The following is a 21,046-nucleotide window of genomic DNA, read 5'->3' as shown; positions in this document are numbered from 1 at the left end:
AGACACATTTATGTAGGCCGGATAAGCGCAGCGCCATCCGGCAAAATGAAAAAAGAAGGAAGCATATTATGGCACTTTGGGGCGGGCGTTTTACTCAGGCAGCGGATCAACGGTTCAAACAGTTCAATGACTCTTTGCGCTTTGACTACCGCCTGGCGGAGCAGGATATCGTTGGCTCTGTGGCCTGGTCTAAAGCGTTAGTGACCGTTGGCGTGCTGACTCAGGCTGAGCAGCAGCAACTGGAAGAAGCGCTCAACAATTTGCTGGAAGAGGTGCGCGCCAACCCGCAGCAGATCCTGCAAAGCGATGCGGAAGACATTCACAGCTGGGTGGAAGGTAAGCTCATCGACAAAGTGGGCCAGTTGGGCAAAAAACTGCACACCGGGCGCAGCCGTAACGACCAGGTGGCGACAGATTTGAAACTGTGGTGCAAAGAAACCATCAGTGAATTGCTGCTGGCGAACCGCCAGTTACAAAGTGCGCTGGTGGTCACCGCAGAGAACAACCAGGACGCCGTGATGCCGGGTTATACGCATCTGCAACGCGCGCAGCCGGTGACGTTCGCGCACTGGTCTTTGGCCTACGTTGAGATGCTGGCCCGTGATGAAAGCCGTTTGCAGGATGCGCTGAAACGCCTGGATGTCAGCCCGCTGGGCTGCGGTGCGCTGGCCGGTACAGCGTATGAAATCGACCGTGAACAACTGGCGGGCTGGTTAGGTTTTGCTTCGGCAACCCGTAACAGCCTGGACAGCGTTTCTGACCGCGATCACGTGCTGGAGCTGCTCTCTGACGCCTCAATTGGCATGGTGCATCTGTCGCGTTTTGCCGAAGATCTCATCTTCTTTAACTCTGGCGAAGCCGGGTTTGTTGAGTTGTCCGATCGCGTCACCTCGGGGTCATCCCTGATGCCGCAGAAGAAAAACCCGGATGCGCTGGAGCTGATCCGCGGGAAATGCGGCCGAGTGCAAGGCGCATTGACCGGGATGATGATGACGCTGAAAGGCCTGCCGTTGGCCTACAACAAAGATATGCAGGAAGACAAAGAAGGGCTGTTCGACGCGCTTGATACCTGGCTTGACTGCCTGCATATGGCGGCGCTGGTGCTGGACGGCATTCAGGTGAAACGCCCGCGTTGCCAGGAAGCGGCGCAACAGGGTTACGCGAACGCGACAGAACTGGCCGATTACCTGGTGGCGAAAGGGGTACCGTTCCGTGAAGCGCACCATATTGTGGGTGAAGCGGTAGTGGAAGCGATTCGCCAGGGCAAGCCGCTGGAAGCGCTGTCGCTGGCCGATCTGCAACAGTTCAGCCCGGTCATTGGCGATGATGTTTATCCTGTCCTGTCCCTGCAATCGTGCCTTGATAAGCGCGCGGCAAAAGGTGGCGTGTCGCCGGTGCAAGTTGCGCAGGCGATTGCTGAGGCGAAAGCGCGGCTCGTGTAATGGCGTATAAATGAAATGAAGAGCCTGGCATCACGCCGGGCTTTTTTATGGCAAAAAAAAGCGGACACTCGGGTCCGCAAACGTTCACGTTGGCTTTAGTTATTCAGAGAAAAACGGAGGGAAAACGGTCTCAACAAGGGTAATTGAGGTACCGCTACGTTTCTGGAGCTAATTATTGTACAGAACGCTTGATAGGGATAATCGTTCATTGCTATGCTATCTATCGCCATGAACTATCGTGGCGACGGAGGATGAGTATGAATATTCGTGATCTTGAATACCTGGTGGCATTAGCCGAACACCGCCATTTTCGTCGTGCAGCCGACTCCTGCCACGTTAGCCAACCCACGCTGAGCGGGCAGATCCGTAAACTGGAAGATGAACTGGGCGTCATGCTGCTGGAGCGTACCAGCCGCAAAGTCCTGTTTACCCAGGCCGGTTTGTTGCTGGTGGATCAGGCGCGTACCGTGCTGCGCGAGGTCAAAGTGCTGAAGGAAATGGCAAGCCAGCAGGGGGAAAGCATGTCCGGCCCGCTGCATATTGGTCTGATCCCAACCGTTGGACCTTACTTGCTGCCGCATATTATTCCTCAGCTGCATCAAACCTTCCCAAAACTCGAAATGTACCTGCATGAAGCGCAGACGCATCAGCTACTGGCGCAGCTCGACAGCGGTAAGCTCGACTGTGCGATCCTGGCGCTGGTGAAAGAGAGTGAAGCGTTTATCGAAGTGCCGCTTTTCGACGAACCAATGATGCTGGCGATTTATGAAGATCACCCGTGGGTTAACCGTGAATGCGTGCCGATGGCCGATCTGGCGGGCGAAAAATTGCTGATGCTGGAAGATGGCCACTGCCTGCGCGATCAGGCGATGGGCTTCTGTTTTGAAGCGGGCGCGGATGAAGATACCCATTTCCGCGCAACCAGCCTGGAAACGCTGCGTAATATGGTGGCGGCCGGAAGTGGTATTACGCTGCTGCCTGCGCTGTCAGTACCGCGTGAACGCAAACGCGATGGCGTCGTTTACTTGCCGTGCATCAAGCCGGAACCGAAACGGACTATTGGCCTGGTTTATCGTCCGGGTTCGCCGCTGCGCAGCCGCTATGAGCAGCTGGCAGAGGCCATCCGCAGTGCGATGAATGGCCATTTCGACAATACGTTAAAACAGGCGGTTTAAGCCGTTTAGCGCCGCTACCCGATAAGCTTCCGCCATTGTTGGGTAGTTAAAGGTGGTGTTAACAAAGTATTCAATCGTGTTACCGCCACCTTTCTGCTCCATAATCGCCTGGCCGATATGAATGATTTCGGCCGCGCGCTCGCCAAAGCAATGGATCCCCAGAATCTCCTTGGTTTCACGGTGAAACAGGATCTTCAGCGTTCCAACATTCATACCCACGATTTGCGCCCGCGCGAGGTGTTTAAACTGCGCGCGACCCACTTCGTACGGCACTTTCATGGCGGTAAGCTGCTGTTCGGTTTTACCAACGGAACTAATTTCCGGGATGGTGTAGATGCCGGTCGGGATATCTTCAATCAGATGCGCCGTGGCTTCGCCTTTCACCATCGCCTGCGCAGCGATACGGCCCTGATCGTACGCCGCTGAGGCCAGGCTTGGATAACCGATTACATCGCCCACGGCGTAAACGTGCGGCAGCGCGGTCTGGTACATGCTGTTGACCTTCAACTGGCCGCGCCCGTCTGCTTCGAGACCAATATTGCCCAGTTGCAGACTGTCGGTGTTGCCGGTACGACCGTTGGCGTAAAGCAGGCAGTCGGCTTTCAGCTTTTTGCCCGATTTCAGGTGCATGATCACGCCATCATCCAGCGGTTCGATGCGTTCATACTCTTCGTTATGGCGAATCACCACGCCGCTGTTCCAGAAATGGTACGAAAGGGAATCTGACATCTCTTGATCGAGAAACGCCAGCAGGCGATCGCGGGTGTTGATCAGATCCACTTTGACGTTCATTCCCCGGAAGATCGATGCATATTCGCAGCCGATCACCCCAGCACCATAGATGATCACATGGCGGGGTTCATGATGCATATCGAGAATCGAGTCGCTGTCGTAAACGCGCGGGTGAGCGAAATCCACATCCGTAGGGTGGTAAGGACGTGAACCACAGGCAATGACAAATTTTTCGGCGGTGATCGTCTCGACAGTGCCGTCGTGGCACTCCAGCGCCAGCGTGTGGTCATCAATAAAATGGGCGCTACCTTCTAAGATTTCGCAGTGGTTACGCTCATAAAAACCCTGACGCATACGCGTTTGCTGGTTAATCACGCTTTCGGCATGGTTCAGGATATCGGAGAAAGAGGAGCGAAGAAGACGGGTATGATCGCTGTAAAGCGGGTTCTGGTTGAATTCGATAATACGGCTAACCGCGTGGCGCAGCGCTTTTGATGGGATGGTTCCCCAGTGCGTGCAGCCGCCACCGACGTTGTGGTAACGCTCAATAACCGCTACCCGTGCTCCCTGTTTAACCAGGCCCATGGCTGCGCCTTCGCCGCCGGGACCGGAGCCTATTACTATTGCATCATAATCGTAGGAATGTGGCATGGTAAGGCTTACCTGTTCTTATACATAAAAGCAACATAATACTAACATCGTTGGCGGGATAACCCAATTATCACTGTGCTTTTTTCCGGCATAAAAGAAGAATATGCGCGTAAACAATCAGTCACAATCCAGTACAATCCGTTCAGAATTATTCTCTGGTATAGTGCCAGCAGGCCTTTGGAAGGATTCAGACATCGTGATGGGTGTAAGAGCGCAACAAAAAGAGAGAACCCGGCGTTCGCTGGTTGAAGCCGCATTTAGCCAACTTAGCGCTGAGCGTAGCTTTACCAGCCTCAGCCTGCGAGAAGTCGCCCGCGAGGCGGGCATTGCGCCGACGTCTTTTTATCGACATTTTCGCGACGTTGATGAACTTGGCCTGACCATGGTCGATGAAAGCGGGCTGATGCTGCGCCAGTTGATGCGCCAGGCGCGCCAACGTATCGCCAAAGGCGGGAGCGTTATCCGCACATCGGTCTCCACTTTTATGGAGTTTATCGGCAATAATCCTAATGCTTTTCGGCTACTGTTACGTGAGCGTTCCGGGACGTCCGCGGCGTTTCGTGCAGCGGTCGCGCGTGAAATCCAGCATTTTATTGCGGAACTTGCTGACTACCTCGAACTCGAAAACCATATGCCGCGCGCGTTTACGGAAGCGCAGGCTGAAGCCATGGTGACGATTGTGTTTAACGCCGGTGCGGAAGCGCTGGACGTGAGCGTAGAGCAGCGCAAGCAATTAGAAGAGCGGCTGGTATTACAGCTGCGCATGATTTCGAAGGGCGCATATTACTGGTATCGCCGTGAACAGGAAAAAATGGCGCATCAACCGACGAGTGAAGGATGAGTAATGAAACAGTCAGGTCAAGAGAAAGGTACGTTGCTGCTGGCGCTGATCGCTGGTTTGTCTATTAACGGTACGTTTACCGCCATTTTTAGCGCCCTCGTACCGTTCTCTCTATTCCCGATTATCTCGTTAGTGCTGACGATCTACTGTCTGCACCAACGCTACCAGAACCGTACAATGCCCGTTGGCTTACCGGGGCTTTCCGCCGCCTGCTTTATTCTTGGCGTACTGCTTTATAGCGCCGTGGTGCGCGCAGAATATCCGGATATGGGTTCCAACTTCCTGCCTGCGCTGCTGTCGGTGATTCTGGTGTTCTGGATTGGTTTTCGCCTGCGTAACCGTAGCCGTCAACACGAAGCATCAGAGTGATGAATATGCCGGAGAGCCGCTCCGGCATAACGTCTTACTTGCGGGTTAACAGCACGCCGCACTCCATATGGTGCGTGTAGGGGAACTGATCGAACAGCGCCAGACGCGAAACCTTATGCGTCTGGCTTAATGTTTCCAGGTTTTTGCACAATGTTTCCGGGTTACAGGAAATATAAAGAATGCGCGGGTAAGCCTGCACCATCTTCTCGGTTTCTGCATCCAGCCCGCTGCGCGGCGGATCGACAAAAATCGTCTCACACTGGTAGCTCTTCAGATCGATACCCTGCAAGCGGTTAAAGGCGCGAACGCCGTTCATCGCCTGGGTAAACTCTTCTGCCGACATGCGGATAATCTGCACATTATCAATGTGGTTTGCCGCGATGTTGTATTGCGCTGCCGCCACCGATGGTTTGGCGATTTCAGTGGCCAGCACGCGGTCAAAATTGCGCGCCAGCGCCAGGGAGAAGTTACCGTTTCCGCAGTACAGCTCCAGCAGATCGCCCGTCGCATCGCGCGTAACATCCAGCGCCCACTCCAGCATCTGGATATTCATTGCCGCATTCGGCTGGGTAAAGCTGTTCTCCACCTGGCGGTAAATCATCTCTCTGCCGCCCACTGGCAGGCGCTCGTCAACAAAGTCCTGGTCCAGTTCGATTTTGGTTTTGGTCGCACGGCCAATAATCTGCACATTCAGGTTTTGCGCGCGCATCGCATCGCGCAGACGGGTAGCTTCTTCCTGCCACTCTGTATCCAGTTTTTTGTGATACAGCAGCGTCACGATTGCCTGGTTGCTCAGGGTGCTCAGATAATCGATTTGAAAAAGTTTGTGGCGCAGCGTGTTGTTGCTGCGCACCGCATCAATCATCACTTTCATTAATTGATTAATCAGCTCGCTCGCTGCCGGGAAGCTATCGACGCGGATACGCGATTTTGTCTGCTGCTCGAAGATGATGTGGTAGAGATCGTCGCCATCATGCCATATACGGAACTCGGCACGCATACGGTAATGGCTGACCGGTGAGCGGAACACCTCCGGAAGTGGCGCGGAAAAAGGCGTCATCATTGCTTGCAGACGCACGACTTTTTCGGCCAGTTGGGCTTCGTACTGTTCTGTCGGCAGGTGTTCTGGGGTCATGATGCTTCCTGAGTGATTATGAATAACGCGGCGATTGTAGGGATTGCTCACGGGATGTCCAGCCCTGGATGCCAGCGAAATACTACTTAGCAGTCTGGACATCTATATGTAACAGAATGTAGCATCCGGGTTCCGGTCCTGTGAGTTAAAAGGGAACCCAGTGCAAATCTGGGGCTGACGCGCAGCGGTAAGGATAAAGGTGAGAGGACAGACACTGCCTGCGGGTGGGAAGTCACCATCTCGTTGTACCTCCAAGCCCGAAGACCTGCCGGAATACGTCGCATCTGGTTAACATCATCGCGAGCTACTGATGGAACCTGCGGCATCCTTTTGATTTTGTGGATGCTTACACAATGATTAAAAAAGCTTCGCTGCTGACGGCGCTCTCCGTCACGGCATTTTCCGGCTGGGCGCAGGATAGCGGCTCAGACAGTTTAGTGGTGACAGCAAATCGTTTTCAACAACCGGTTAAGACGGTGCTGGCGCCGACGGAAGTTGTCACGCGTGAGGATATTGATCGCTGGCAGTCTCGCTCACTGGTTGATGTCCTGCGTCGTCTGCCTGGCGTAGATATCGCGCAAAACGGCGGCCTGGGGCAAACCGCATCTGTCTATGTTCGTGGAACCGAAGCCAAACACTTGTTGTTACTGATTGACGGTGTGCCGGTTGCCCGCTCGGGCATTTCCAACGATCCCGAACTTAACCAAATCCCGCTCTCTCTGGTGCAGCGCGTGGAATATATTCGCGGGCCGCGCTCGACCGTTTACGGCTCTGGCGCGATCGGCGGCGTGGTTAACGTCATTACCCTGACGGGAGACGAAAAATCACAAATCAATGCGGGCATGGGTTCCAGGGGTTATCAAACCTACGACGGTACTGTGCGCCAGCGTTTTGGTGACACCGTTGCTACCGCCGCTGGTTCTTATACCAGCACGCGTGGGTTTAACGTCCAGCCAGATTCGACATGGGATCATGACGGCGACCGCGATGGTTACCGTAATAAAACTTTCTGGGGAAGTTTGCAGCATAAATTTAACGAGAGCTTCGACGGTTTCTTCCGTGGCTATAACTTCAGCAATAATGTCGATTACGATCTGGGCAGTGCGCCTTATACGGCAGATTACAGCGCCGATGAGCGTCAGTTATATGTGCAGGGTTGGGATACCGGCCTGAACTTCAGGCAAGGGATTTACTCTTCTCAACTGCTGGCGAGCTACCAGAAAAGCAAAGACTACAACTACAGTAGCATTTATGGCCGCTATCACGACGGTACCACGCTAGATGATATGGAACAGCGTTATATTCAGTGGGGCAATAACGTTGAGGTTGGTAAAGGCTCGGTCAGTGCGGGTGTGGACTGGAAACAGGAGCGCCTGGTGTCGTCGAATACAACGACTCGCGATGCCTACAAGCGCGAGAACACCGGCTTGTATCTGACCGGAATGCAGCAATTGGGCGATGTCACGCTCGAAGCGTCTGGCCGTGAAGACAAAGATGATGAGTTTGGCTGGCACGGTACCTGGCAGACTGCCGCAGGCTGGGAATTCGTGGAGAATTATCGCCTGACTGTTTCTTATGGCACTGGCTTCCTCGCGCCGTCGCTGGGGCAGCAATATGGCGCTAAGCGTTTCACGATTGCCTCTAACCCGGATCTCAAACCGGAAGAGTCAAAACAGTGGGAAGCGGGTGTTGAGGGGTTAACCGGCCCGGTGGACTGGCGTTTGTCTGCTTATCGTTATGAGATCGATAACCTTATCACTTATAGTGATACGGCTTACTACAACATCAACTCTGCCACTATTAAAGGTGTCGAGTGGACCGGAAGCGTCGATACGGGCATTTTCTCGCATCGCGTCACGTTGCAATACATTGATCCGCGTGATGATGAAACCCATGAAGTGCTGCCGCGCCGCTCGAAGCGCCAGGCGAAGTATGAGCTTGATTGGTCCGCCTTCGATGTGGATATGAACCTGGCCTGGGCGTATTTCGGTAAGCGCTATGATAATCGTTCGTCAGCCTATAACCCGCAGCAACGTATTCTGCCAAGTTATAGTACGGTCGATTTTTCTGCTTCATATCCTGTGACCTCTCATCTGACAGTTCGTGGTAAAATCGCCAACCTGTTCGATAAAGAGTACGAGACAGCATATGGCTACCAAACTGCAGGACGGGAATATACCTTGTCTGGCAGCTACACCTTCTGATGCACGTCCCACCGTCCTGGTGTTTGACTCCGGCGTCGGTGGGTTATCCGTTTATGATGAGATCCGGCATCTTCTGCCGGATCTGCATTACATCTACGCTTTCGACAACGTTGCTTTCCCTTATGGGGAAAAAAGCGAAGCGTTCATCGTTGAGCGAGTTGTCGAGATTGTTACCGCCGTTCAGGCGCAATACCCCCTCGCACTGGCCGTTATAGCCTGCAATTCGGCAAGCACCGTTTCGCTACCCGCGCTGCGCGATAAATTTACCTTCCCTGTTGTAGGCGTAGTGCCAGCTATTAAACCTGCGGCGCGCTTAACGGCGAACGGCATTGTTGGGCTACTGGCGACGCGCGGCACGGTGAAACGACCTTATACGCACGAATTGATTGCACGTTTCGCCAATGAATGCCGGATTGAAATGCTGGGGTCGGCGGAGCTGGTGGAATTAGCCGAAGCAAAACTGCACGGTGAGCCCGTGCCGCTTGAGGAGTTGCGTCGTATCCTGCGACCGTGGCTGCGCATGCAGGAGCCGCCAGATACGGTGGTGTTGGGATGCACGCATTTCCCGTTATTGCAGGAAGAGTTGTTGCAGGTGCTGCCGGAAGGGACGCGGCTGGTGGATTCCGGCTCGGCTATCGCCCGTCGTACCGCCTGGCTTCTTGAACACGAAGCGCCGGATGCAAAATCGTTTGGCGAGAATATTGCTTATTGCATGGCATTGACGCCCGGGACTGCGCAATTACTGCCCGTTTTGCAGCGCTACGGTTTCAAAAAGCTCGAAAAACTGGCACTTTAGGGCTGTTTTGCGCAAAAAAGAGACGGTTGAAAACTTTTTTGAAATTAGGGGTTGTCAGCGGAAATTAACCGTCAATGATGCGCAATGCCGGGATTGAAGTGGTCGAAGCACTGAAAGTTAACCTGATGCGTGTCTTTCTGCGCCGCATGGATTTACGCCAGCACCGCAAAATTGTACTTATTGATAACTACATTGCTTATACCGGCAGTATGAACCTGGTCGATCCCCGCTTCTTTAAACAGGATGCCGGAGTCGGGCAATGGGTTGATTTAATGGCGCGTATGGAAGGCCCGGTTGCCACGGCAATGGGCATTGTTTACTCCTGCGACTGGGAAATTGAAACCGGCAAGCGCATTCTTCCGCCACCGCCGGATACCAATATCATGCCCTTCGAAGAAGCCAGCGGGCATACGATTCACACTATCGCTTCCGGCCCCGGTTTCCCGGAAGACTTGATTCACCAGGCGCTGCTGACGGCGGTTTATGCTTCTCGTGAATATTTGATCATGACTACGCCCTATTTCGTGCCCAGCGACGATTTACTGCACGCTATCTGTACCGCTGCCCAGCGCGGCGTGGATGTGAGCATTATTCTGCCGCGCAAGAATGACTCTGTTCTGGTGGGCTGGGCCAGCCGCGCGTTCTTCACCGAGCTGTTGGCTGCCGGGGTAAAAATCTATCAATTTGAAGGCGGCTTACTGCACACCAAGAGCGTGCTGGTTGACGGGGAACTGAGCCTGATCGGCACGGTGAATCTGGACATGCGCAGCCTGTGGCTTAACTTTGAGATAACGCTGGTGATTGACGATGCGGGATTTGGCGGCGATCTGGCTGCGGTGCAGGATGACTATATTTCCCGCTCCCGGTTACTTGATGCGCGTTTGTGGGTAAAACGTCCGTTCTGGCATCGCATTGCCGAACGACTGTTTTACTTCTTTAGCCCGTTGCTGTAAAACGTGCCCAACAGACGTGAAGAGGTAATCATGGAAATGGATCTGAACAATCGCCTGACTGAAGACGAAACGCTTGAACAGGCTTATGACATCTTCCTCGAACTGGCTATGGATAATCTTGATCCGGCGGACGTCATTCTTTTCAATTTGCAGTTTGAAGAGCGTGGTGGTGCGGAGCTGTTTGATCCAGGCGAAGACTGGAAGGAACATGTGGATTACGATTTAAACCCGGACTTCTTCGCCGAAGTGGTGATTGGGCTGGCGGATACCGACGGTGGTGAAATTAATGATGTGTTTGCGCGCATATTACTGTGTCGCGAAAAAGATCATAAGCTTTGTCATATTCTCTGGCGCGAATAAGCGCGGAAAAGCAAAAGGGCTGACACAATGTCAGCCCTTTTTTATGCGTCGATTAAAGCGGGTCGACTTTCAGGCAGGAAACCGCGTGGCGGAAGCTACCTTCCAGCACCGGGCGCGTTTCGGCGCATTCTGGCCCGGCAATCGGGCAACGGGTGCGGAACACACAGCCTGACGGCGGATTAATGGGCGACGGCAAATCCCCTTCCAGCAACTGGATAGTCTTGTTCTTTTCCACATCCGGGTCGGGCACCGGCACAGCCGACATCAGCGCTTTGGTGTAAGGATGCAGCGGGTTCTGATACACCTCATCGTAAGTGCCCAGCTCGACCGCATGACCTAAGTACATCACCAGCACGCGGTCGGAAATGTGTTTCACCACCGCCAGGTCGTGGGCGATAAAGATCAGCGACAGCCCCATTTCACGCTGTAACTGTTGCAGCAAGTTCACCACCTGCGCCTGGATGGAAACATCCAGCGCCGAAACCGGTTCGTCACAGATAATCAGCTTCGGCTCGAGGATCAGCGCGCGGGCAATCCCGATACGTTGACACTGACCACCGGAAAACTCATGGGGATAACGGTTGATCAGGTTCGGCAGCAGGCCCACTTTCATCATCATCGCTTTGACGCGGTCACGCACTTCCTGACGCGACATCTTCGGATGGTAGGTCCGCAGCGGCTCGGCAATAATTTCACCGATAGTCATACGCGGGTTCAGGGAGGCCAGCGGATCCTGGAAAATCATCTGAATGTCGCTGCGCACTTCGCGCCACTCTTCCGGTTTCATGCCCAGCAGATCTTTGCCCAGCCACGCGACTTTACCGTCAGTGGCTTTCACCAGACCGATAATCGCGCGGGCAAAGGTCGATTTGCCGCAGCCGGATTCACCCACCACGCCAAGGGTTTCCCCTTCGTATAAACGCAGCGTGACGCCATCGACCGCTTTCAGTGTTTTCGGCGGCTGCCAGAACCATTGCCTGCCGTCTTTAATATCGAAATGCACCTTCAGATCGGCGATTTCCAGCAGCACTTTTCTCTCTTCGGTTACAGCGTTCATACTAATTCCTCCACCGGCTTAAAGCAGGCGCGCAAGCGACCCGGGGCAAACTCCTCCAGCGGTGGAGCGTTATTGCAAATGTCCATCGCGTGCGGGCAGCGTGGCTGGAACGGGCAACCTTTCGGCAGACGCAGCAGGTTTGGCGGGTTGCCTGGAATGGTCAGCATCGATTCGCCTTCCGCATCGAGACGCGGTACCGCATTCAGCAGGCCAATAGAGTACGGATGCGAAGGCTGATAGAACACATCACGGGCTTTGCCGTACTCCATCGTCCGCCCGGCATACATCACCAGCACTTTGTCGCAAATACCGGCGACGACGCCCAGATCATGGGTAATCATGATAATCGCGGTGTTGAACTCGCGCTTCAGCTCGTTCAGCAGCGTCATGATTTGTGCCTGCACGGTCACGTCCAGCGCGGTTGTCGGTTCATCGGCAATCAGCAGTTTTGGCCGACACAGCAGCGCCATGGCAATCATCACGCGCTGGCGCATGCCGCCGGAGAACTCGTGCGGGTACATGCGCATGCGCTTGCGCGCTTCCGGCATTTTTACCGCGTCGAGCATTTTCACCGACTCTTCAAACGCTTCCGCTTTGCTCATGCTTTTATGCAGCATCAGCACTTCCATTAACTGCTCGCCCACCCGCATGTAAGGGTTCAGCGAGGTCATCGGATCCTGGAAAATCATCGAGATCTGCTCGGCGCGCAGTTTATTCAGCGCATGTTCCGGCAGATTGAGGATCTCTTTGCCGTTAAAGGTCGCCGAACCGCCGATACGCCCGTTCGACGCCAGCAGGCCCATTAATGCAAAGGCGGTCTGGGATTTACCGGAGCCGGATTCGCCCACGATGCCCAGCGTTTCACCGGCGCGCAGCGAGAAGTTCAGGTCGTTAACAGCCGTTACATCACCGTCCGGCGTCTGGAATGTCACCCGTAAGTCTTTAACATCCAGAAGAACGTTCGATTGCTGCTGCGTCGCTGACGCCAATGAGGTTTCAATAATGCTCATAACAGCACTCCTTAACGGTCTTTCGGGTCGAGGGCATCACGCAGGCCATCGCCGATAAAGTTAAAACAGAACAAGGTAACAACGAGGAAACCCGCCGGGAACAGCAGTAGCCACGGAGAGACTTCCATTGAGTTTGCGCCATCGCTTAACAGCGCGCCCCAGCTGCTCAGCGGCTCCTGAGTACCGAGGCCGAGGAAGCTCAGGAAGGATTCGAACAGGATCATGCTTGGCACCAGCAGCGAGGCATAAACCACCACCACGCCCAGTACATTTGGCACGATATGGCGCAGGACGATATTCGCGGTAGAAACACCGCCCACCTGTGCCGCTTCGATAAACTCTTTACGCTTCAGGCTCAGGGTCTGGCCGCGCACAATACGCGCCATATCGAGCCAGGAAACCATGCCGATGGCCACAAAGATGAGCAGAATGTTCTGCCCGAAAAAGGTCACCAGCAGAATGACGAAGAACATAAACGGGAAGGAGTTGAGGATCTCCAGCAAACGCATCATCACCGAGTCAGTTTTGCCGCCAAGGTAACCAGACAAGGAGCCATACAGCGTGCCGAGAACCACCGCCACCAGCGCCGCCGCAATACCGACTATCAGCGAGATACGCCCGCCGATCGCCACACGCACCAGCAGGTCGCGCCCGGAAGAGTCCGTGCCGAAATAGTGGCCGGACTCCATATCCGGCTGGGCGGACATCATGCCCCAGTCGGTATCGAAATAGCTAAACTGCGACAGTATCGGTGCCAGCGTCACAAACAAGGCAATCACGACCAGCACGACCAGGCTCGCGACCGCCGCGCGGTTATGCATGAAGCGGCGACGCGCATCCTGCCACAGGCTGCGTCCTTCGACGTCGAGTTTTTCACTGAAGTTTTCCAGCGCCTCGCTGTTTTTCTTACTTAACATCATGGCGAACTCCAGTCTTAATAACGGATTTTCGGATCGATGATGGCGTACAGCACATCGACGATCGCGTTAAACAAAATGGTCAGCGTGCCGACCAGAATGGTCAGACTCAGCACCAGCGAGTAGTCACGGTTCAGTGCGCCATTGACGAACAACTGGCCGATACCCGGCAAACCGTAGATTGTCTCGATAACCATCGAGCCGGTGATAATGCCGACAAACGCCGGCCCCATATAGGAGAGCACGGGCAGCAAGGCGGGTTTCAGGGCATGGCGGAAAATTATCCGGCGCATCGGCAGGCCTTTCGCCCTGGCGGTACGGATAAAGTTGGAGTGCAACACTTCAATCATCGACCCACGGGTAATGCGCGAGATACTGGCGATATAGGCCAGGGACAAGGCAACCATCGGTAAGATCATAAATTTCGGTGCGCCGCCATTCCAGCCACCGGCGGGAAGCCATTGCAGCAAAATGGCGAAGATCATCACTAATAGCGGCGCGACAACGAAGCTCGGGATAACCACCCCAGTCATGGCTAACCCCATGACGGTGTAATCCCATTTGGTGTTCTGGTTCAGCGCAGCAATAACCCCTGCCGTAACGCCAAAGACAATCGCCAGGATAAAGGCCGCCGCGCCTAATTTTGCCGAAACCGGGAAGCTTGCCGCGACCAGATCATTGACGGTGTAGTCTTTGTATTTAAACGAGGGACCGAAATCGAAATGCGCCAGCTGTTTCAGGTAGCTCAAATATTGCGTAAGGATGGGATCGTTTAAATGGTATTTCGCTTCGATATTCGCCATCACTTCTGGCGAGAGCGCACGTTCACCGGTAAAAGGGCTGCCCGGTGCGAGACGCATCATAAAGAACGAAATAGTGATAAGAATAAAGAGCGTTGGGATCGCTTCAAGACAGCGACGTAGGATAAATTTCAACATTGCCCGTACCTTCTGGCCTGTGCCTTTTGCACATTCTCTTTCAGGCGGCGATGACGCTGCCTGCGATTGATGTGTTTTGGTGCGATAAAAATAAGACACTGTGAGGCAGGTTTCCCTGCCCCACTCTTTGCCATTAATGCTTGATAATATACAAGTTTTTAACGTAGATATTATCCATCGGGTCTTTACCCGTATAGCCACCCACCCACGGTTTCACCAGACGGGCGTTCACGTAGTAATAAACCGGCACGATCGCGGAGTCTTTATCAAGCTGCTGTTCAGCTTTGGAGTAAAGCTCAGTGCGTTGTGCTTCGTCAGTGACTTTCAGCGTATCGCCGATAATCTTGTCAAACGCCGGGCTCTTATAGTGCGCGGTGTTGTTGGAGCTATCGGAAAGCATGGTGTTCAGGAAGGATGTCGGCTCGTTATAGTCCGCACACCAGCCTGCACGTGCCACATCAAAAGTGCCCTGATGACGCGTATCGAGGAAGGTTTTCCACTCCTGATTCTCCAGCTTGACGTTCGCACCGAGGTTTTTCTTCCAGATAGATGCCACGGCGATCGCCAGTTTTTTGTGCAAATCGGAGGTGTTATACAGCAGGTTGAACGTCAGCGGTTTGTCAGCGGTATAGCCTGCTTCAGCCAGCAGTTTTTTCGCTTCGGCGTTACGTTGCTCCTGGGTCAGCTTAAACCAGTCTGGCTCAGTCAGTTTTGCACCATCGGTATACGGCGGAGTGTAGCTGTAGGCCGGCAGATCGCCCTGGTTTTTCACTTTATTAACGATGATGTCGCGATCCAGCGCCAGTTTCAGAGCGGTACGGACTCGAACGTCAGTGAACGGCGCTTTCTGGTTGTTGATTTCGTAGTAATAAGTACACAGATACGGGTCAACGTGGACTTCTTTGGGGATCTCTTTTTTCAGTTTCTGGAACAGTTCAATCGGCATGTTGTTATAGGTCATGTCGATTTCGCCGCTGCGATAGCGGTTAACGTCGGTAACTTCTGCGGCAATTGGCAGATAAGTCACCTGGTTGATAACGGTCTTATCGTTATCCCAATAGTTGGTGTTGCGTTCCAGAACGATACGTTCGTTGACCACCCAGTCTTTCAGTTTGTAAGCACCGTTGGTCACGATATTCGCAGGCTGCGTCCACTTATCGCCAAATTTTTCGATAGCGGCTTTAGGTACAGCAGAAACTGACGGGTGAACCAGCAGTTTATAGAAATAAGGCACCGGCTCGCTCAGCGTGACTTCGAAGGTATTATCATCAATGGCTTTTACGCCCAGCTCGCTGGTTGGTTTTTTCCCGACGATAACGTCGTCGATATTAGCGATATGGCCGTATTGCAGGTAACTGGCGTAAGGAGAAGCGGTTTTCGGGTCAGCCAGGCGCTGCCAGCTGTAAACGAAATCATGCGCGGTAACGGGGGTTCCATCAGACCATTTCGCATTTTTACGCAGATGGAAAGTCCAGACTTTAAAATCTTTGTTTTCCCATTTTTCAGCAACACCGGCGCTTGGATGGCCTTCGACATCGGAAATCAGCAGACCTTCAAACAGGTCGCGGTTAACGTTTGACTCAGGAACACCTTCAATTTTATGCGGATCGAGAGATTGAACTTCAGCACCGTTATTGCGAACTAGCGTCTGTTTTTCCGCCAGTTGGACACCGGCCGGGACATCGGCAGCGAATGCTGCATTACCGGTAATTAGCGCCGTAAGAATACCCGCCGCTACCAGACTTTTCTTTGTGATAATGGACATTGTGTTGTTACTCCACTCATTATAATTACTGACGTTCACGCCAGCGTGTTTCATCCCCTGTTGGGGGCCTGAGTAGCGCAGGAGCTTTTGGCGCTATCAGACATCTTTTTTTACTGCTGCTATCACCGACTTTTTTATTACGGACTGCTCAAACGGCAATCTTACGTCGATTCATTTACGCGCCTCCCCTGTCGAGGCGCGTTGCATTCATGACTTCAATTGTTATAGTTGAAAACGATTCTCAACAAAGCGGTTTATCTGCGAATTATTAGGCTGATAAACACAGTGGGCGGAAAATAACAAATGCATTCCACCGCCGCCAATACAATTTGCAAATTTGTTAACCGTTTCTCTTTTGCGGCACAGCGATAGCCGCAGAGAGATGATGACTCAAACTCCCTGTTTATTTTTTATCTTTTATTTTCAACCAGATAAACAAGCACCACCGCCGTGTAATGCTTTTCAACTGACATCAGACATTTTTGTACAAAAAAGCAACAATTGACTATTTTTTAGCACATTCATCTGCGAGAAGATTGAAAGTACTAATATCATTTCGATAAAGTCTCGGCAAGCCCAATAGTATTGGGTCAGGGAAAGAACACACCTGTATGCGTAAAAATTACGCGATAAGGATTCATGAAACTTATAATCCACTGATAGAAAAAAGATTTTCTGATTAGTGCAATTTAGTATGCTTCGCGCTGTTTTGCTTATTCTTCATATGATTTGCTAATTTTGCGCTTTTATTTACCGTCGAAAAGAAGCTTGCACCACCCTCGCTATATAAAGTTAAATATAGCGAAAATATATATTCTTCTTATAAAGGATGCGTGAATCAATTCAGCAGACCAGGGAAAAGCGATTTAACGCCCGCGACAATAAACTCAATACCTAACGCCATTAACAGCAGACCCATGATACGCGTGATAACGTTAATACCGGTTTGCCCAAGTAAGCGCACCAGCCACGGCGCAATGCGAAACAGCCCCCATGAACAGAACGCGAACAACGCTATCGCAAGCGAAAAACCTATCAGATGACCTAAAGTGTGGTAGCGCGTTCCCCACACAATGGTCGAACTGATTGCCCCCGGCCCCGCCATTAATGGCAATGCCAGCGGCACAACGCCAACGCTTTCACGGATAGCGGTTTCTGACTTTTCCTGTTTGTTTTGTTTATCTTCCCCTAACTTCCCACTGATCATCGACATGGCAATCGTCACCACCAGGATACCCCCGGCGATGCGGAATGAATCAATCGAAATGCCGAAGAGCTGCAATATGGCGTCACCGAGAAACAAGGACGTCCATAGAATAATCGCCACCGATACATTGGCCGTAAGATTGGTTTTGTTGCGTGCCTCAGCCATCTGATAACTGGTCATGCTAATAAATACCGGAATGATCCCGACCGGGTTTACCAGCGCAAACAGGCCAACAAAAAATTTAAAATAGAGAGGTAAATCAAACAAAGTATGCTCCACAGTGCGCTCCGCAATGGCGCCAGTTAGGTAAAACTTTAGCGTGACAGAAAAATCCATGCAGAAGATACGCGTTTTTTTTGCGTACTTCATCAGTTCCCACATTAAAAATACTGGTAAAACAGCGTGTTATTTATTTGTGGTAGTTGTGATAGTCTGCAAGAACGTTCAGTCGTATGCCATTAACATTTGCAACAAATGCCCAAAAACAGCCTTGCTGAAAGGTGTCAGCTTCGCGGAAATTTGACGTGGATCACACTACAGTTACTCAGAAGTGAGTAACCTTGAACCCACGAAAAGAGAGCAAAAACGTCAATAATTGCATTATTTCCTTGAGGCTCTTTCAGTAAACCAGTGGCACATGGTCGAGCGTTAAACTGTTGTTTTTCTAAGTTTTACGCAAGCTACAGCCGGTCTGTCTATACTCTCTAATTGGGCAGCTGGTTTACTAAAAGAGTTTAAACATTATCAGGAGAGCATTATGGCTGTTACTAATGTCGCTGAACTGAACGCACTCGTTGAACGAGTGAAGAAAGCCCAGCGTGAATATGCCAACTTTACTCAAGAGCAAGTAGATAAAATCTTCCGCGCCGCCGCCCTGGCTGCCGCAGATGCTCGAATCCCCCTCGCGAAAATGGCCGTTGCTGAATCCGGCATGGGTATCATCGAAGATAAAGTGATTAAAAACCACTTTGCTTCTGAGTATATCTATAACGCGTACAAAGACGAGAAAACCTGCGGCGTGTTGTCTGAAGATGATACTTTCGGCACCATCACTATCGCGGAACCTATCGGCATCATTTGCGGTATCGTGCCGACCACTAACCCGACATCTACTGCAATCTTTAAATCACTCATTAGCCTGAAGACGCGTAACGCAATTATCTTCTCTCCACATCCACGCGCTAAAGACGCCACTAACAAAGCGGCAGACATCGTACTGCAAGCCGCAATTGCTGCTGGCGCGCCGAAAGACCTTATCGGCTGGATTGATCAACCGTCCGTCGAACTCTCTAACGCATTGATGCATCACCCGGATATCAACCTTATCCTCGCCACCGGCGGTCCGGGCATGGTTAAAGCCGCTTACAGTTCCGGTAAACCGGCAATTGGTGTCGGCGCAGGTAACACGCCTGTTGTTATCGACGAAACGGCCGATATCAAACGTGCCGTTGCTTCCGTATTGATGTCTAAAACCTTCGACAATGGCGTAATCTGCGCATCTGAGCAGTCTGTTGTTGTCGTTGATTCTGTATACGACGCCGTTCGCGAACGTTTCGCCAGCCATGGCGGCTACCTGCTTCAGGGCAAAGAGCTGAAAGCCGTTCAGGATATCATCCTGAAAAATGGTGCGCTGAACGCCGCTATCGTAGGTCAGCCGGCATATAAAATCGCTGAACTGGCAGGCTTCACCGTTCCGGCAACGACCAAGATCCTCATCGGCGAAGTGAAAGTTGTTGATGAAAGCGAGCCATTTGCCCACGAAAAACTGTCGCCGACGCTGGCAATGTATCGTGCAAAAGACTTCGAAGACGCTGTTGTGAAAGCGGAAAAACTGGTCGCAATGGGCGGTATCGGTCATACCTCTTGTCTGTATACCGATCAGGACAACCAGCCAGAACGTGTGGCCCACTTCGGCCAGATGATGAAAACGGCACGTATTCTGATCAACACCCCTGCTTCTCAGGGCGGTATCGGTGATCTGTATAACTTTAAACTCGCGCCTTCCCTGACTCTGGGTTGTGGTTCCTGGGGTGGTAACTCCATCTCTGAAAACGTTGGTCCGAAGCACCTGATCAACAAGAAAACCGTTGCTAAGCGAGCTGAAAACATGTTGTGGCATAAACTTCCGAAATCAATCTACTTCCGCCGTGGCTCACTGCCTATCGCGCTGGATGAAGTGATTACTGATGGTCACAAACGCGCCATGATCGTGACCGACCGTTTCTTGTTCAACAACGGCTATGCTGACCAGATCACCTCTGTGCTGAAAGCCGCAGGCGTTGAAACCGAAGTGTTCTTCGAAGTTGAAGCGGATCCGACACTGACCATCGTGCGTAAAGGTGCTGAGCTGGCAAACTCCTTTAAACCGGACGTGATCATCGCCCTGGGTGGTGGTTCCCCGATGGATGCCGCGAAAATCATGTGGGTCATGTACGAACACCCGGAAACCCACTTCGAAGAACTGGCGCTGCGCTTTATGGATATCCGTAAACGTATCTACAAGTTCCCGAAAATGGGCGTGAAAGCGAAAATGATCGCCATCACTACCACTTCCGGTACCGGTTCTGAAGTAACCCCGTTTGCGGTGGTTACCGATGATGCGACCGGTCAGAAATACCCGCTGGCGGATTACGCCCTGACCCCGGATATGGCCGTTGTTGATGCCAACCTGGTGATGGATATGCCGAAATCTCTGTGCGCATTCGGTGGTCTGGATGCAGTGACCCACGCACTGGAAGCTTACGTTTCAGTATTGGCATCTGAGTTCTCTGATGGCCAGGCACTGCAAGCCCTGAAACTGTTGAAAGAAAACCTGCCGGCTTCTTACAACGAAGGGTCTAAAAACCCGGTTGCTCGTGAACGTGTGCACAGTGCTGCCACTATCGCAGGTATCGCGTTTGCTAACGCCTTCCTCGGTGTGTGTCACTCCATGGCGCATAAACTGGGCTCACAGTTCCACATTCCGCACGGTCTGGCCAACGCCCTGCTGATCAGCAACGTTATCCGCTACAACGCGAATGACAATCCGACCAAGCAGACTGCATTTAGCCAGTACGACCGCCCGCAAGCGCGTCGCCGTTATGCTGAAATCGCGGACCATCTGGGCCTGAGCGCTCCAGGCGATCGCACCGCAGCGAAGATTGAGAAACTGCTGGCCTGGCTGGAAAGCCTGAAAGCTGAACTGGGTATTCCGAAATCTATCCGCGAAGCTGGCGTACAGGAAGCAGACTTCCTGGCGCATGTGGACAAACTGTCTGAAGATGCGTTTGATGACCAGTGCACCGGCGCTAACCCGCGTTACCCGCTGATCGCCGAACTGAAACAGATTCTTCTGGATACGTTCTATGGCCGCGAGTTCAAAGAAGGTGAACCGGCATCCGTGGCGAAAGTTGAAATCGCACCGGTAAAAGTCGATAAGAAAGCGAAGAAAACCGCTTAATCGATGAACCTAATAAAAAACCCGCTTCGGCGGGTTTTTTTATCGCTGTTGTTAC

General features: G+C 52.5%; 16 protein-coding genes, 1 pseudogene and 1 riboswitch. Of the genes and pseudogenes, 9 read left to right on the top strand and 8 right to left on the bottom strand.

Going from position 1 to position 21,046, the window contains the following annotated elements; translation table 11 throughout:
• Nucleotides 1–68 precede the first annotated feature (68 nt).
• Together argH and oxyR are read left to right on the top strand one after the other, a co-directional pair.
• Entirely contained in the window at nt 69–1,442 is a 1,374-nt protein-coding gene (argH, locus tag Q5705_18365; GenBank protein ID WLI76515.1) for an argininosuccinate lyase, read from the top strand.
• Between the two features lie 257 nt (nt 1,443–1,699).
• Nucleotides 1,700–2,617, top strand: coding sequence for a DNA-binding transcriptional regulator OxyR (gene oxyR, locus Q5705_18360; GenBank protein WLI76514.1), 918 nt, complete (start codon nt 1,700–1,702; stop codon nt 2,615–2,617).
• On the opposite strand, the gene sthA is transcribed toward oxyR, so the two are convergent.
• Nucleotides 2,600–4,000, bottom strand: coding sequence for a Si-specific NAD(P)(+) transhydrogenase (gene sthA, locus Q5705_18355; GenBank protein WLI76513.1), 1,401 nt, complete (start codon nt 3,998–4,000; stop codon nt 2,600–2,602). The genes oxyR and sthA overlap by 18 nt on opposite strands.
• 196 nt (nt 4,001–4,196) lie before the next feature.
• Here sthA and fabR point away from each other — a divergent pair, with 196 nt between their 5' ends.
• Together fabR and Q5705_18345 are read left to right on the top strand one after the other, a co-directional pair.
• Nucleotides 4,197–4,841 carry an HTH-type transcriptional repressor FabR gene (gene fabR, locus Q5705_18350; protein WLI76512.1) on the top strand — a complete coding sequence of 215 codons (645 nt, stop codon included), beginning with the start codon at nt 4,197–4,199 and terminating at the stop codon, nt 4,839–4,841.
• A gap of 3 nt (nt 4,842–4,844) precedes the next feature.
• A complete protein-coding gene (locus Q5705_18345; GenBank protein ID WLI76511.1) occupies nt 4,845–5,210 on the top strand; it encodes a YijD family membrane protein in 366 nt (121 codons plus the stop codon).
• A 34-nt stretch (nt 5,211–5,244) separates the two neighbouring features.
• Here Q5705_18345 and trmA read toward each other — a convergent pair whose 3' ends face one another.
• Entirely contained in the window at nt 5,245–6,345 is a 1,101-nt protein-coding gene (gene trmA / locus Q5705_18340) for a tRNA (uridine(54)-C5)-methyltransferase TrmA (protein ID WLI76510.1), read from the bottom strand.
• Between the two features lie 116 nt (nt 6,346–6,461).
• Nucleotides 6,462–6,633, top strand: a riboswitch (cobalamin riboswitch).
• A 65-nt stretch (nt 6,634–6,698) separates the two neighbouring features.
• Here trmA and btuB point away from each other — a divergent pair.
• The 4 genes and pseudogenes from btuB (at nt 6,699) to Q5705_18320 (ending at nt 10,658) form a co-directional block, all read left to right on the top strand.
• Complete coding sequence (gene btuB, locus Q5705_18335; protein ID WLI76509.1) at nt 6,699–8,549, top strand: TonB-dependent vitamin B12 receptor BtuB; 1,851 nt, start codon at nt 6,699–6,701, stop codon at nt 8,547–8,549.
• Complete coding sequence (murI, locus tag Q5705_18330; protein ID WLI76508.1) at nt 8,494–9,345, top strand: glutamate racemase; 852 nt, start codon at nt 8,494–8,496, stop codon at nt 9,343–9,345. The genes btuB and murI overlap by 56 nt, the downstream gene beginning before the upstream one ends.
• Before the next feature lie 71 nt (nt 9,346–9,416).
• Nucleotides 9,417–10,298, top strand: a pseudogene (cls, locus tag Q5705_18325) (cardiolipin synthase).
• A 30-nt stretch (nt 10,299–10,328) separates the two neighbouring features.
• The gene (locus Q5705_18320; GenBank protein ID WLI76507.1) at nt 10,329–10,658 is read left to right on the top strand and encodes an HI1450 family dsDNA-mimic protein; all 330 of its coding nucleotides are present in this window, start codon (nt 10,329–10,331) and stop codon (nt 10,656–10,658) included.
• A 52-nt stretch (nt 10,659–10,710) separates the two neighbouring features.
• Here the strand turns inward: Q5705_18320 and oppF are convergent, their stop codons facing one another.
• From oppF to Q5705_18290, 6 genes are all read right to left on the bottom strand, one after another.
• Nucleotides 10,711–11,715 (bottom strand): murein tripeptide/oligopeptide ABC transporter ATP-binding protein OppF, encoded by a 1,005-nt coding sequence (gene oppF / locus Q5705_18315; GenBank protein ID WLI76506.1) that lies wholly within the window; start codon nt 11,713–11,715, stop codon nt 10,711–10,713.
• Complete coding sequence (locus Q5705_18310; GenBank protein WLI76505.1) at nt 11,712–12,725, bottom strand: ABC transporter ATP-binding protein; 1,014 nt, start codon at nt 12,723–12,725, stop codon at nt 11,712–11,714. The genes oppF and Q5705_18310 overlap by 4 nt, the downstream gene beginning before the upstream one ends.
• Nucleotides 12,726–12,736: 11 nt before the next feature.
• Nucleotides 12,737–13,645, bottom strand: coding sequence for an oligopeptide ABC transporter permease OppC (oppC, locus tag Q5705_18305; GenBank protein ID WLI76504.1), 909 nt, complete (start codon nt 13,643–13,645; stop codon nt 12,737–12,739).
• Between the two features lie 14 nt (nt 13,646–13,659).
• Nucleotides 13,660–14,580, bottom strand: a complete 921-nt coding sequence (gene oppB / locus Q5705_18300; protein WLI76503.1) for an oligopeptide ABC transporter permease OppB — start codon at nt 14,578–14,580, stop codon at nt 13,660–13,662.
• Between the two features lie 133 nt (nt 14,581–14,713).
• Entirely contained in the window at nt 14,714–16,345 is a 1,632-nt protein-coding gene (gene oppA / locus Q5705_18295) for an oligopeptide ABC transporter substrate-binding protein OppA (GenBank protein ID WLI76502.1), read from the bottom strand.
• Nucleotides 16,346–17,183: 838 nt separating this feature from the next.
• Nucleotides 17,184–17,831 carry a YchE family NAAT transporter gene (locus tag Q5705_18290; GenBank protein ID WLI76501.1) on the bottom strand — a complete coding sequence of 216 codons (648 nt, stop codon included), beginning with the start codon at nt 17,829–17,831 and terminating at the stop codon, nt 17,184–17,186.
• Between the two features lie 478 nt (nt 17,832–18,309).
• Here Q5705_18290 and adhE point away from each other — a divergent pair, with 478 nt between their 5' ends.
• On the top strand, nt 18,310–20,991 hold the full coding sequence (adhE, locus tag Q5705_18285; GenBank protein WLI76500.1) for a bifunctional acetaldehyde-CoA/alcohol dehydrogenase: 2,682 nt from the start codon (nt 18,310–18,312) through the stop codon (nt 20,989–20,991).
• Nucleotides 20,992–21,046: the final 55 nt, after the last annotated feature.

Source organism: Kosakonia sp. H02, assembly GCA_030704225.1.
Lineage (GTDB): Bacteria > Pseudomonadota > Gammaproteobacteria > Enterobacterales > Enterobacteriaceae > Kosakonia.
Note: the sequence above shows the minus strand (reverse complement) of the source record. Positions and strands in the feature narration are given on the sequence as shown.

Coding starts and splice junctions, on each gene's coding strand:
- argH (WLI76515.1), top strand. CDS start 69: ATGGCACTTTGGGGCGGGCGTTTTACTCAGGCAGCGGATCAACGGTTC.
- oxyR (WLI76514.1), top strand. CDS start 1,700: ATGAATATTCGTGATCTTGAATACCTGGTGGCATTAGCCGAACACCGC.
- sthA (WLI76513.1), bottom strand. CDS start 4,000: ATGCCACATTCCTACGATTATGATGCAATAGTAATAGGCTCCGGTCCC.
- Q5705_18345 (WLI76511.1), top strand. CDS start 4,845: ATGAAACAGTCAGGTCAAGAGAAAGGTACGTTGCTGCTGGCGCTGATC.
- trmA (WLI76510.1), bottom strand. CDS start 6,345: ATGACCCCAGAACACCTGCCGACAGAACAGTACGAAGCCCAACTGGCC.
- btuB (WLI76509.1), top strand. CDS start 6,699: ATGATTAAAAAAGCTTCGCTGCTGACGGCGCTCTCCGTCACGGCATTT.
- murI (WLI76508.1), top strand. CDS start 8,494: ATGGCTACCAAACTGCAGGACGGGAATATACCTTGTCTGGCAGCTACA.
- Q5705_18320 (WLI76507.1), top strand. CDS start 10,329: ATGGAAATGGATCTGAACAATCGCCTGACTGAAGACGAAACGCTTGAA.
- oppF (WLI76506.1), bottom strand. CDS start 11,715: ATGAACGCTGTAACCGAAGAGAGAAAAGTGCTGCTGGAAATCGCCGAT.
- Q5705_18310 (WLI76505.1), bottom strand. CDS start 12,725: ATGAGCATTATTGAAACCTCATTGGCGTCAGCGACGCAGCAGCAATCG.
- oppC (WLI76504.1), bottom strand. CDS start 13,645: ATGATGTTAAGTAAGAAAAACAGCGAGGCGCTGGAAAACTTCAGTGAA.
- oppB (WLI76503.1), bottom strand. CDS start 14,580: ATGTTGAAATTTATCCTACGTCGCTGTCTTGAAGCGATCCCAACGCTC.
- oppA (WLI76502.1), bottom strand. CDS start 16,345: ATGTCCATTATCACAAAGAAAAGTCTGGTAGCGGCGGGTATTCTTACG.
- adhE (WLI76500.1), top strand. CDS start 18,310: ATGGCTGTTACTAATGTCGCTGAACTGAACGCACTCGTTGAACGAGTG.